Here is an 11,901-nt window from a genome sequence, read left to right on the forward strand (position 1 = left end):
GTGGGAATAAGATAAGTTTTCTTTTAAGGGAAGTAAAATCCCGCATGCGCTCAATCGGCAAAATTACGCCATATATCCTGAATATCTTCCATCAGGTAGCCGCGATAGAGCAAGAAGCGCTGGATTTTTACTTTTTCTGAAAACTCTTTTGGCAACGGCTCACCGTACTTACGTACGGCCTGCTCTCGCGCCTGTTCACACCAGTCTATTTCGCACTCGCGCATTGCCCGTTCCGTGGCTTCACGGTTAATCCCTTTTTGATTCAGCTCCTGGCGTATACGCTGAGGGCCGTAACCTTTGCGGCTGCGGCTGGCAATAAAGCGGGCGATAAAGCGGTTGTCGTCCAGATAGTTGTGTTCATAGCACCAGGCAATGACGCGATCGTAATCTTCTGCGCTGGCATCGATCTCTTCCGGCCCCTTTTTGCCCATCACGGGTGCCATTAATTTGCGGCGCAACTCCTGCTCGCTGTGGTCGCGCACGCCGAGTATGCGTACCGCGCGATCCAGCAAGCGGTTGTAGGCCGGTCGTCGTGGGGTTGATTCGCTCATAGAGAACCTGCTGAATAACAAATACAAAAAAGGGCCGCAATCGCAGCCCTTTTTTTACACGAAGTGATTAGAAGTCTTCTTTGGTTTCTTCAACGTCGGCATCATCGACCGCGAAGTCCGGTTTAGAATCCTGATTGCTGAGCAGCAGTTCACGGATTTTCTTCTCGATCTCTTTCGCTGCAGCCGGGTTCTCTTTCAGCCAGGAGATAGCATTCGCTTTACCCTGACCAATCTTGTCACCGTTGTAGCTGTACCAGGCGCCAGCCTTCTCGATCAGCTTCTCTTTCACGCCCAGGTCAACCAGTTCACCGAAGAAGTTGATACCTTCGCCGTACATGATCTGGAACTCAGCCTGCTTGAACGGCGCGGCGATTTTGTTCTTCACGACCTTCACGCGGGTTTCGCTACCGACGACGTTATCGCCCTCTTTCACGGCACCGATACGGCGAATATCCAGACGCACAGAGGCGTAGAATTTCAGCGCGTTACCACCGGTGGTGGTCTCTGGGTTACCGAACATCACACCAATTTTCATACGGATCTGGTTGATGAAGATCAGCAGCGTGTTGGACTGCTTCAGGTTACCCGCCAACTTACGCATCGCCTGGCTCATCATACGTGCCGCAAGGCCCATGTGAGAGTCGCCGATTTCGCCTTCGATTTCTGCTTTCGGCGTCAGTGCCGCAACGGAGTCGACGATGATGACGTCAACTGCGCCAGAGCGCGCCAGCGCGTCACAGATTTCCAGAGCCTGTTCACCGGTGTCCGGCTGAGAACAGAGCAGGTTGTCGATATCAACACCCAGCTTGCGGGCATATACCGGATCCAGCGCGTGCTCAGCATCGATAAACGCACAGGTTTTACCTTCGCGCTGCGCCGCAGCCACAACCTGCAGAGTCAGGGTTGTTTTACCGGAAGATTCTGGACCGTAAATTTCTACGATACGCCCCATCGGCAGACCACCTGCGCCCAGAGCAATATCCAGAGAAAGCGAACCGGTGGAGATAGTTTCAACATCCATGGAACGGTCTTCACCCAGGCGCATGATGGAGCCTTTACCGAATTGCTTTTCGATCTGGCCCAGTGCTGCCGCCAACGCTTTCTGTTTGTTTTCGTCGATAGCCATTATTACTCCTGTCATGCCGGGAGAAGCAACTGCGCTTCACCGTGGATTTCTGTTTCGTTGCCGCAATTATACTGTATGGTCATACAGTATCAAGTCTTTTGTAGAAATTGTTGCCAGAGTGTTTTTAACGCATATTCGGTGGCCTGACGGCGCACATTTTCCCGGTCGCCGGTGAAGCATTCGCGTCGGGTAATCCCCTCGCCCTGCGCCGTCGCAAAGCCAAACCATACGGTGCCGACCGGCTTAAGATCGCTGCCGCCATCCGGCCCGGCAATGCCGCTAATGGAGATTGCGTAATCGGCGCGGGCGGCACGCAATGCACCTATTGCCATCTCTATAACCACCGGTTCGCTCACTGCGCCATGCTCTTCCAGCGTCGGCTCCCGAACGCCAATCATTTGCGCTTTTGCTTCATTACTATAGGTAACAAATCCGCGTTCAAACCAGGCGGAGCTACCGGCGATATCGGTAATCACCTTCGCCACCCAGCCGCCAGTACAAGATTCTGCTGTGGTGAGCGTTGCGCCGCGCTGTTTCAGCGCTCGCCCTACTTCTTCGCTGAGCTGCATGAGTTCATGGTCAGTCATCATCGTTTAGGCTCCAGATAATCGTGCAGCACAAGATAGCACTTTCAGCAGAGATATGGGGACGAGGGGAAGTTTTTACGAGGGGGCTTCAGAAAATGCCGATGCAGAGGCATCGGCAGAATAGCGAATCACTTCATGCTGTTGACGAGAGTATCCACGTTGTGGCGAAACGCTTTAACGTAGGTGTCTGCCACGCCCCCTTTTGCAGAGAGCGCTTCGGGATAGAGCTCGCCGCCAGGCTGTGCGCCGGTCGCCGATGCAATCTGTTTCACGAGCCGCGGATCCAGCTGATTCTCCATAAACCAGGTCTTTACGCCGTCGGCTTTAATTTGCGTGATGATAGCGGCAACCTGGGCAGCGCTGGCTTCACTCTCCGATGATAGTCCCTGCGGAGCGATAAACGTGACCCCATAGGCGCGGCCAAAATAGCCGAAAGCGTCATGGCTGGTCAGCACTTTTCGCTTCGCCGTTGGGATGGGCTGAAAGCGTGCTTTTGCCCAGCTATCGAGCTCTGTTAACTGCGTAATATAGGATTTCCCCGCCGCCTCCAGCGCGATCTTTTCTTCGGGATCCGCCTTTATCAGCCCATTCAATACATTCCGGGCATACAACGCACCGTTGGCGGCGCTATTCCAGGCATGCGGATCGGTAATGGTCTCTCCGTCCTCAACCAGCGTGTGCGTTGGAACACCCGCCGACGCCACCACCAGCGTGCCTTTAAAACCAGACGCCTTCACCAGCCGATCGAGCCAGCCCTCCAGCCCGAGTCCATTCACAACCACCACGTCGGCTTTACTCAGCGCTGCGCTGTCTTTCGGTGACGGTTCGAAAGTATGAGGATCGCCATCCGGCCCCACCAGCGTCGTTACCTTGACGTGGTCGCCCCCGACCTGTTGGGTGATATCCCCCAGAATTGAAAAACTGGCAACGACGTTCAGCGTCTTCGCCTGCACCCCCTGAGCCAGCAGGCTCAGTGCGAGCGCCATCATAACCCCTGTACGTTTCATCATTTCTCCTTGCATTAAAAAAGCGCTCGCAGGCTGTGAGCCAGCCTGCTGCGCGTGCCACATAAAATCGAAAAGAAAAAGAGACCACTGGCAGTAAGTACAATCGCCGGCCCCGCCGGTAGGCTGATCGCCCACGAGAGGCTAAGCCCCAGCCAGGCACAGAAAATGCCGCTTACCCCGGCAAAAAGGAGCAATCCGGGCAGCGTCCTCGCCCAGCAGCGGGCCGCCACCGCGGGCAGCATCATCAACCCCACCGCCATCAGCGTACCCAGCACCTGAAAACCGGCGACCAGATTGAGCACTAACAGCGCCAGAAAGAGACCGTGCAGTAGCGCAGGCAGCCAGCGGGCGTTCACCTGCAGCCAGGCCGTATCGAATGCCTCGCTAACCAGCCCGCGATAGAACAGCGCCAGCGTTAATAAGGTGAAGATGCAGACCCCCGCCACGAACAGCGCCGCATCACGGTCTACCGCCAGGATGGAACCAAATAGCAAGTGCAGGAGATCCACATTTGAACCGCGCAGCGACACCAGCGTCACCCCCAGCGCCAGGGAGCCAAGATAAAACCCGGCGAAACTGGCATCCTCTTTTAACGGCGTGCGTCGGCTCACCAGCCCCGCCACCAGCGCCACGGTTATCCCGGCGATAAACCCGCCGACGCTCATTGCCAGTAACGACATTCCGCTTAGCAGATAGCCCACCGCCACGCCCGGCAGAATGGCGTGCGAGAGCGCATCCCCCATCAGGCTCAGGCGGCGTAGCAGTAAAAAGACCCCCAGCGCCGTGGTACTGACCGACAACGCAAGGCAGACGACCAGCGCCCGGCGCATAAAGCCATACTCAACAAAGGGCTGAAAAAGGAGATGCCACATCATGCCACCCTCATCCCAACGCCGGTCTCTAAAGACGGGGCGGCATCCAGGCGCAGGACCTGCGAAAAGTGGCGCGTGACGCGCTCGCTGTCATGAAGCACCGCCAGCACGGTTCGCCCCTGCTGCGCCATCTCAAGTATCAGCTCCATCAATATGTGACTGGTCGCTTCATCCACGCCGGTGAAGGGTTCATCCAGCATGACCAGCGGCGCATGCTGTACCATGACCCGCGCAAAGAGCATGCGTTGAAATTGCCCCCCGGAGAGTTCGTCAATCACCGTGCTTGCCAGCGCCGCCAGCCCTACCCGCTCCAGCGCATGATCGATACGCGCACGCGCCTGTTGTCCGGTTCCGGCAAACAGCGAGAGGGTTGGCCAGCATCCCATGCTTACGACATCCTTCACCGTCAGGGGGAATTGCGCCTCCAGTTCGTGTCGCTGGGCAAGCCAACCGATAACAGGCCGCTTTTCCTGCCAGCGGAACGTCCCGCTGACCGGAGGGAGGAATCCTGCCAGCGTTTTCAGGAGCGTCGATTTGCCGCAGCCGTTAGCGCCGGTGATGGCGGTCATACTGCCGCGCAGGATCACCTCATCCAGCGGACGCGTGATGGGCTGGCGGTGGTAGCCCACCACGAGGCGTTGTAGTTCGATCATGGGAGTGCTACCGCCCAGCGCACCGCGAAGACGATGGCTAAAACCAGCGTCAGCGCATACAACACGCGCGTTAACGAAGAGAGAGAGAAGAGAGAGTGCGTCATCAGCCACCCGATAAAATTATGTTATAACATAACAATAAAGAGGTGTGCTGTGATTGTAAATACCGGGCGGCTAACGGGAGTGTGGATAAATGTTACAGCCCCCTCTCCTGCCGGGGAGGGGGCGAAAGATTACTGACTGAACGGCGACGCCGCAGGCACGCGCGCCAGCGCAACGGCCTGGCCCAGTTGCCACACGGCCATTGCGTAGTGGGTGCTGTGGTTATAGCGGGTAATGGTGTAGAAGTTTGGCAGACCATACCAGTATTGATAACCGGTACCGATATCCAGACGCAGCAAGCTCGCCTGCTGGTGGTCACCCAGCGACTGCATAGGCATTAAACCGGCGGCGGCCAGCTGGGATACGCTGTACTTGGTTTTAAACCCATTTTCCAGCCCCGGGGCCTGCCCGTTAGCCTGAACGGCGACCGGATCGCCCTTCACCCAACCGTGTTCTTTAAAGTAGTTCGCCACGCTGCCGATGGCATCTTCCGGATCCCACAGATTGATATGGCCGTCTCCGTTGAAATCTACCGCGTACTGCTTATACGAAGAGGGCATAAACTGGCCATAGCCCATCGCCCCTGCGAAAGAGCCTTTCAGATCCAGCGGATCGTCCTGCTCGTCGCGGGCCATCAGCAGGAAGGTTTCCAGTTCAGAAGAGAAATACTCGGCGCGACGCGGATAGTTGAAGGAGAGCGTTGCCAGCGCATCAAGAATGCGCGTTTTCCCCATCACACGGCCCCAACGGGTCTCCACGCCAATAATGCCGACGATAATTTCCGGCGGCACGCCATACACCTGCCAGGCGCGGTTAAGGGTCTCTTCATGTTGATTCCAGAAGGCAACGCCATTTTGCACATTATCTGGGGTGATAAACTGCTTGCGATAACGCAGCCATGCCCCGTTTGGTCCGGTCGGCACCTGAGCTGTCGGTGCCTGTCGGTCCATCAGGCGCAGCACGTAATCCAGACGTTTCGCCTGCGACAGGATCTCCTGCAACTGCTGTTTATTAAAGCCGTGTTTGCTCACCATTTTATCGATGAACTGTTGAGCCGCCGGGTTGTTGGCGAAGTCGCCACCCATTTGCATCACATTGTGTTGCGGCTCAAGTAAGAAGCCACCGGAAGGGGCACCAGCCGTCTGCTGAACTTCCTCTGTTTTTGGTTTGCTGCTGCAGGCAGCCAGCATAATCAGCGCAGGTAACAGCGCTGCATAACGACGCTTAAACATGGCACATCCATTGAACGAATTCGATAAGTGGCAAGTATGGTAAAGCATCCCCGACACCACAAGGAAGCGGTTCTGTGGTCGCCAGCAAAATCTTTCATTTTTATCCATGAATGCCCCAGGGTGAATGCTTTATGATAGGCCGCCCCTTCTGCTGTGGCAGGGGCGCGGGAAGGATCGTAAACGGAGAGAAACATGAGTGATTTTCTGTTAAATGCAGGCCGTCAAACCCTGATGCTGGAGCTACAGGAGGCCAGTCGCCTGCCTGAAAGGCTGGGGGAGGAGTTTGTCTGTGCGGCAAATACGCTTATCCACTGCGAAGGCAAAGTGATTGTCTCGGGTATTGGTAAATCAGGCCATATCGGCAAGAAGATTGCGGCCACCCTCGCCAGCACCGGCACGCCAGCCTTTTTCGTCCACGCAGCAGAGGCGCTGCACGGAGATTTGGGCATGATTGAAAGCCGTGACGTGCTGCTGTTCATCTCTTACTCTGGCTCGGCCAAAGAGCTGGATCTGATCATCCCACGCCTGCAGGAAAAATCGGTCGACCTGCTGGCGATGACCGGCAAAACCCGTTCCCCGCTAGCGCTGGCCGCCAAAGCGGTGCTGGATATCTCAGTCGAGCGCGAAGCCTGCCCAATGCACCTGGCCCCCACCTCCAGCACCGTGAATACGCTGATGATGGGCGATGCGCTGGCCATGGCAGTGATGCAGGCACGTGGCTTTAATGAGGAAGACTTTGCGCGCTCCCATCCGGCGGGTGCCCTGGGTGCGCGTCTGCTTAATAAAGTGCACCATCTGATGCGCACCGGCGATGCCATCCCGCAGGTGAAACTCACCACCAGCGTGATGGATGCAATGCTTGAACTGAGCCGTACCGGGCTGGGTCTGGTTGCGGTATGTGATGAGCGCGAGCAGGTGAAAGGCGTCTTTACCGACGGCGATCTGCGCCGCTGGCTGGTAGGCGGCGGCACGCTGCAGGCCATCGTCAGCGAGGCAATGACGCCCGGCGGCCAGACGTTGAACGCCGACAGCCGGGCCATTGAGGCCAAAGAGGTACTACTGAAGCGTAAGATCGCCGCCGCCCCGGTGGTGGATGAGCACGGCAAGCTCTGCGGTGCCATCAACCTTCAGGACTTCTATCAGGCCGGAATTATCTAGCCCTTCAGCCCCAGACGTTTTGCCAGCCGGTGCAGGTTGGCCACGTCGGTTTCCAGCGCCCGCGCGCTTGCCGCCCAACTGCGGTTGTTCTGTTCCAGCGCGCGGGTAATCATCTGCCGTTGAAAATCTTCTGTCGCTTCACGAAGGTTTTCTTTCCCCGGTGCCGGGGCATCCGCTGTCACCGCCAGGGGGGTGTCATCCTGCAGGGCAAAATGGCCGGGCTGAATCACCACCTCATCGCCATGGCGCGCAGCCCGCGCCAGTACTACCGCCCGGTGAATAGCATGTTCCAGTTCGCGCACGTTGCCGGGCCAACCGTAACTCAACAGATGTGAACGGGCGGCAGGGCTTAGCACGACGCGAGCAAGACCCATTTTCAGACGACACTGCTCGCAGAAAAAGCCCGCCAGCAGCGCCACATCTTCGCCACGCTCACGTAACGGCGGCACGGAGAGTGGAAATACGCTCAGGCGATGGAAAAGATCGGCGCGGAAATTACCGGCCAGCACCTCCTCGCGCAGATCGCGGTTGGTAGCCGCCAAAACGCGCACATTGACGCGCAGGCTGCGGTCATCCCCCACCCGCTGGATATCGCCATACTGCAACACGCGCAGCAGCTTGGCCTGCAACGATAACGATAGCTCACCAATTTCATCAAGAAACAGCGTGCCGTTGTCGGCCATTTCAAACTTACCGCTACGGTTGCTGATAGCCCCGGTAAATGCCCCTTTCACATGCCCAAAGAGTTCACTCTCCGCCACGCTTTCTGGCAGTGCGGCGCAATTGAGATAGACCAGCGGGTTGACCGCGCGCGGCGAAGCCTCGTGGATCCCCTTCGCGACCAGCTCTTTGCCAGTACCGGTCTCGCCAAAGATCAATACGTTCAGGTCAGATGCCGCCACGATGTCGATCTCTTTTTTGAGCTGTATCATCCCCGGCGAGAGGCCAATCATCTCGGTATGCGCCACGGGCTCAAATGCCGCCGGGCTACCGGGCAACATATTCTGGCTCTCCAGCTGTTCAATCAGCAGCGCATTGTTCAGCGCCCCGGCGGCCAGCGCGGCAATCAACCGCAACTCCTCATCACTGAAGGTATCGAACTGGTCAGGCGACATACCGTCGAGGGTGAGCGCCCCTATCAGATTTTGCCCGGCAAACAGCGGCAGGCCGATGCAGGCATGCACCTTCAGGCTCTCCTGCCCCGGGATGAGGCCATCGTAGGGATCGGGCAGATCGCTGTCTGCGGGAAAGCGCACCACATCCCCGGCACGGGCGATGGTTTCAAGCCGCGGGTGGCCTTCAAGCGAGAAGCGCCGCCCCAAAACATCCTGCGCCAGTCCATCGATAGCCAACGGTATAAACTGCCGCCCTTCATAGCGCAGCAGCGCCGAGGCATCACAGGCCAGTACGTGACGCAGGGTCGAAATTAAGCGTTGAAAACGGTCCTGATGACCGATACCGGTTTGCAACTCGATAGCGATTTTCGCCAGCACGTCTACGGAAAAGCTCATATCTGCCTCGTTGTCATTTTGACAATTCATAATGTCATATTGACAATATTTTAGATAGTCATTATGACTACCCATTGTGGGTTATTATTTACTAAAACCATTAAAATCAATAAATTAAAAAACTGGCACGCATCTTGATATAGGCAATACATCTTTTTTAAACATGCCGCATTTAATTATCGAGGTTGCTATGTCTATTCTGGTTAAAAATAACATTCATTGGGTTGGTCAACGTGATTGGGAAGTGCGTGATTTTCACGGAACGGAATACAAAACGCTGCGCGGCAGCAGCTATAACAGCTATCTCATTCGTGAAGGCAAAAATGTCCTGATTGATACCGTCGATCATAAATTCAGCCGCGAGTTCGTGCAGAACCTGCGTAGCGAAATTGATTTGGAGACTATCGACTACATCATCATTAACCACGCGGAAGAGGACCACGCCGGGGCACTGACCGAGCTGATGTCCCATATTCCGAACACGCCAATCTACTGCACCACCAACGCAATCGACTCGATTAACGGTCATCACCACCATCCGGAGTGGAATTTCCACACCGTGAAAACCGGCGATACCCTGGATATCGGTAACGGCAAACAGCTGATCTTCGTGGAAACGCCAATGCTGCACTGGCCGGACAGCATGATGACTTACATGACCGGCGACGCGGTACTGTTCAGTAACGACGCCTTCGGCCAGCACTACTGCGATGAACGTCTGTTCAACGACGAAGTGGACCAGACCGAGCTGTTCGAACAGTGCCAGCGCTACTACGCCAACATTCTTACGCCATTCAGCCGTCTGGTGACGCCAAAAATTACCGAGATCCTCGGCTTTAACCTGCCGGTGGATATGATTGCCACCTCCCACGGCGTGGTATGGCGTGAAAATCCCACCCAGATTGTCGAGCTGTACCTGAAATGGGCGGCGGATTACCAGGAAGACCGCATCACTATCTTCTACGACACCATGTCCAACAACACCCGCATGATGGCAGACGCCATTGCCCAGGGGATCAACGAAGTGGATCCGAACGTGGCGGTGAAAATTTTCAACGTGGCTCGCAGCGATAAAAACGAAATCCTGACCAATACCTTCCGCTCCAAAGGCGTGCTGGTGGGTACCTCCACCATGAACAACGTGATGATGCCAAAAATCGCGGGCCTCGTGGAGGAGATGACCGGCCTGCGTTTCCGTAATAAACGCGCCAGCGCCTTTGGCTCCCACGGCTGGAGCGGCGGCGCGGTTGACCGTCTCTCTACCCGCCTGCAGGATGCCGGTTTCGAAATGTCCATGAGCCTGAAAGCCAAATGGCGCCCGGACATCGACGCACTGGAAATCTGCCGCCAGCACGGTCGCGATATCGCCCGTCAGTGGGCGCTCGCTCCGCTGCCGGAAGCCACAGCAAAACCGGCCGAACCACAGCCTGCCAGCAGCTGTGCCGCCGCTTCTGCCGATCTCGGCCCGCGCATGCAGTGCAGCGTCTGCCAGTGGATTTATGACCCGGAACTGGGCGAGCCGCTGCAGGATGTTGCGCCGGGCACGCCGTGGAGTGACGTACCAGACAACTTCCTCTGCCCGGAATGTTCGCTGGGTAAAGACGTCTTTGACGAACTGGCATCGGAGGCAAAATGAATAACGGAATCGTGATCATCGGCTCGGGCTTTGCCGCCCGCCAGCTGGTGAAAAATATCCGCAAACAGGATCCCAGCGTTCCGCTGACGGTGATTGCTGCCGACAGCATGGACGAGTACAACAAACCTGATTTAAGCCACGTCATTAGCCAGAATCAGCGTGCCGAAGATCTCACCCGCCAGACGGCGGGGGAGTTCGCGGAACAGTACAACCTGCGCCTGTTCCCCTATACCTGGGTCACCGATATCGACGCCGCTGCGCACGTCGTGAAAGCGAAAGATCATACCTGGCAGTACGACAAACTGGTGCTGGCCACGGGCGCCTCCGCTTTTGTGCCGCCGGTTGAAGGCCGCGAGCTGATGATTACGCTGAACAGCCAGCAGGAGTACCAGGCCAGCGAAACGTGGCTTCGCGACGCGCAGCGCGTAATGATTGTTGGCGGCGGCCTGATTGGCACCGAGCTGGCGATGGACTTTTGTCGGGCGGGTAAAGCCGTCACGCTGGTCGATCACGCGGCCAGCATTCTGTCGGCGCTGATACCCGCCGAAGTCAGCAGTCGCTTACAGCACCGTTTAACCGATATGGGCGTACACCTGCTGCTGAAATCTCAGCTGCAAAGCCTGACCCGTACCGAAACCGGCATTCGCGCCACCCTCGATCGCAACCGCAACGTAGATATTGATGTGGTGATTGCCGCCACAGGGTTGCGTCCGGAAACGGCGCTGGCGCACCGCGCGGGAGCGGAGGCAAACCGTGGCGTGAAGGTCGACAGTTACCTGCAAACCACGCAGCCCGACATCTATGCGCTGGGCGACTGCGCTGAGATCAACGGCCAGCTTCTGCCCTTCCTGCAGCCGATACAGCTTAGCGCGATGTATCTGGCGAAAAACCTGCTCGGGGGCAGCGCGCCCCTGAAATTACCCGCGATGCTGGTGAAGGTGAAAACGCCTGAACTGCCCCTGCACCTTGCAGGCGAAACCCAGCGTCAGGATCTTAACTGGCAAATCACCATCGAACCACAGGGCATGGTGGCTAAAGGCGCTGACAGCGAGGGACAGCTACGCGCCTTCGTGGTCAGCGAAGATCGCATGAAGGAGGCCTTTGCCCTGCTGAAATCTCTGCCCGCTTAACCCTCTCTGCCACTCTTACTTAACCTTTGGATCTTTTATCCGCAGCCCCGATGTCCCGGGGCTTTTTTCTGTCTAAATGCGGAACAACCGCAAAACCTCACCCTGTTTTATGCCGCCTATCCTGCTTAACCTGAAGCGGTATTCAACGGCGGGAGAGCGTGACATGACAAACCTCAAACAGGATCTGGCTTATCTGGAGCGGTGGTTCAGGAAGGTTCAGCCCGCCGAACCCGTGCTGTGGCGCTGGCTCTATCTTACCCCGTCGCAGCGCATGGAACGGCTACGCGAGCTTATGCTGCCGCTCGGCGAGAAAAAATCCTGACCCGAACCGGGTTG

The 11,901-nt window shown here is 56.8% G+C and carries 12 protein-coding genes; 4 read left to right on the forward strand and 8 right to left on the reverse strand.

Going from position 1 to position 11,901, the window contains the following annotated elements; translation table 11 throughout:
* Window positions 1–50: 50 nt before the first annotated feature.
* From recX to mltB, 7 genes are all read right to left on the reverse strand, one after another.
* Window positions 51–551 (reverse strand): recombination regulator RecX, encoded by a 501-nt coding sequence (recX, locus tag JZ655_RS16185; RefSeq protein WP_040074289.1) that lies wholly within the window; start codon window positions 549–551, stop codon window positions 51–53.
* Between the two features lie 67 nt (window positions 552–618).
* Window positions 619–1,677 (reverse strand): recombinase RecA, encoded by a 1,059-nt coding sequence (gene recA, locus JZ655_RS16190; protein WP_040074288.1) that lies wholly within the window; start codon window positions 1,675–1,677, stop codon window positions 619–621.
* Between the two features lie 89 nt (window positions 1,678–1,766).
* Entirely contained in the window at window positions 1,767–2,264 is a 498-nt protein-coding gene (gene pncC, locus JZ655_RS16195; protein WP_046886163.1) for a nicotinamide-nucleotide amidase, read from the reverse strand.
* Window positions 2,265–2,392: 128 nt separating this feature from the next.
* Window positions 2,393–3,271: a metal ABC transporter substrate-binding protein gene (locus JZ655_RS16200; protein WP_207293864.1), complete on the reverse strand. Its 879-nt coding sequence runs from the start codon at window positions 3,269–3,271 to the stop codon at window positions 2,393–2,395.
* A gap of 14 nt (window positions 3,272–3,285) precedes the next feature.
* On the reverse strand, window positions 3,286–4,146 hold the full coding sequence (locus JZ655_RS16205; RefSeq protein WP_207292285.1) for a metal ABC transporter permease: 861 nt from the start codon (window positions 4,144–4,146) through the stop codon (window positions 3,286–3,288).
* The gene (locus JZ655_RS16210; protein WP_207292286.1) at window positions 4,143–4,796 is read right to left on the reverse strand and encodes a metal ABC transporter ATP-binding protein; all 654 of its coding nucleotides are present in this window, start codon (window positions 4,794–4,796) and stop codon (window positions 4,143–4,145) included. Before JZ655_RS16210 ends, JZ655_RS16205 begins: the two co-directional genes overlap by 4 nt.
* Before the next feature lie 233 nt (window positions 4,797–5,029).
* Window positions 5,030–6,130, reverse strand: coding sequence for a lytic murein transglycosylase B (mltB, locus tag JZ655_RS16215; RefSeq protein WP_046886138.1), 1,101 nt, complete (start codon window positions 6,128–6,130; stop codon window positions 5,030–5,032).
* Between the two features lie 192 nt (window positions 6,131–6,322).
* Between mltB and gutQ the strand changes: the two genes are divergently transcribed.
* Window positions 6,323–7,288: an arabinose-5-phosphate isomerase GutQ gene (gene gutQ / locus JZ655_RS16220; RefSeq protein WP_040074283.1), complete on the forward strand. Its 966-nt coding sequence runs from the start codon at window positions 6,323–6,325 to the stop codon at window positions 7,286–7,288.
* Here the strand turns inward: gutQ and norR are convergent.
* Window positions 7,285–8,799 (reverse strand): nitric oxide reductase transcriptional regulator NorR, encoded by a 1,515-nt coding sequence (gene norR, locus JZ655_RS16225; RefSeq protein WP_207292287.1) that lies wholly within the window; start codon window positions 8,797–8,799, stop codon window positions 7,285–7,287. The genes gutQ and norR overlap by 4 nt on opposite strands.
* Before the next feature lie 190 nt (window positions 8,800–8,989).
* Here norR and norV point away from each other — a divergent pair, with 190 nt between their 5' ends.
* The 3 genes from norV to JZ655_RS16240 all read left to right on the forward strand — a co-directional run bounded on the left by norV (window position 8,990) and on the right by JZ655_RS16240 (window position 11,887).
* Complete coding sequence (gene norV / locus JZ655_RS16230; RefSeq protein WP_207292288.1) at window positions 8,990–10,435, forward strand: anaerobic nitric oxide reductase flavorubredoxin; 1,446 nt, start codon at window positions 8,990–8,992, stop codon at window positions 10,433–10,435.
* Window positions 10,432–11,565, forward strand: coding sequence for an NADH:flavorubredoxin reductase NorW (gene norW / locus JZ655_RS16235; protein ID WP_207292289.1), 1,134 nt, complete (start codon window positions 10,432–10,434; stop codon window positions 11,563–11,565). The genes norV and norW overlap by 4 nt, the downstream gene beginning before the upstream one ends.
* Before the next feature lie 163 nt (window positions 11,566–11,728).
* Window positions 11,729–11,887: a hypothetical protein gene (locus JZ655_RS16240; RefSeq protein WP_207292290.1), complete on the forward strand. Its 159-nt coding sequence runs from the start codon at window positions 11,729–11,731 to the stop codon at window positions 11,885–11,887.
* The last annotated feature ends 14 nt before the right edge of the window (window positions 11,888–11,901 follow it).

The sequence above is a fragment of the Leclercia pneumoniae genome (assembly GCF_017348915.1).
GTDB classification, from domain to species: domain Bacteria; phylum Pseudomonadota; class Gammaproteobacteria; order Enterobacterales; family Enterobacteriaceae; genus Enterobacter; species Enterobacter pneumoniae.

What these genes read in the sequence shown, in the direction of transcription:
- mltB (WP_046886138.1), bottom strand. Translation starts at nt 6,130, where the DNA reads ATGTTTAAGCGTCGTTATGCAGCGCTGTTACCTGCGCTGATTATGCTG.
- norV (WP_207292288.1), top strand. Translation starts at nt 8,990, where the DNA reads ATGTCTATTCTGGTTAAAAATAACATTCATTGGGTTGGTCAACGTGAT.
- JZ655_RS16200 (WP_207293864.1), bottom strand. Translation starts at nt 3,271, where the DNA reads ATGAAACGTACAGGGGTTATGATGGCGCTCGCACTGAGCCTGCTGGCT.
- JZ655_RS16205 (WP_207292285.1), bottom strand. Translation starts at nt 4,146, where the DNA reads ATGATGTGGCATCTCCTTTTTCAGCCCTTTGTTGAGTATGGCTTTATG.
- norW (WP_207292289.1), top strand. Translation starts at nt 10,432, where the DNA reads ATGAATAACGGAATCGTGATCATCGGCTCGGGCTTTGCCGCCCGCCAG.
- pncC (WP_046886163.1), bottom strand. Translation starts at nt 2,264, where the DNA reads ATGACTGACCATGAACTCATGCAGCTCAGCGAAGAAGTAGGGCGAGCG.
- JZ655_RS16210 (WP_207292286.1), bottom strand. Translation starts at nt 4,796, where the DNA reads ATGATCGAACTACAACGCCTCGTGGTGGGCTACCACCGCCAGCCCATC.
- recX (WP_040074289.1), bottom strand. Translation starts at nt 551, where the DNA reads ATGAGCGAATCAACCCCACGACGACCGGCCTACAACCGCTTGCTGGAT.
- norR (WP_207292287.1), bottom strand. Translation starts at nt 8,799, where the DNA reads ATGAGCTTTTCCGTAGACGTGCTGGCGAAAATCGCTATCGAGTTGCAA.
- JZ655_RS16240 (WP_207292290.1), top strand. Translation starts at nt 11,729, where the DNA reads ATGACAAACCTCAAACAGGATCTGGCTTATCTGGAGCGGTGGTTCAGG.
- gutQ (WP_040074283.1), top strand. Translation starts at nt 6,323, where the DNA reads ATGAGTGATTTTCTGTTAAATGCAGGCCGTCAAACCCTGATGCTGGAG.
- recA (WP_040074288.1), bottom strand. Translation starts at nt 1,677, where the DNA reads ATGGCTATCGACGAAAACAAACAGAAAGCGTTGGCGGCAGCACTGGGC.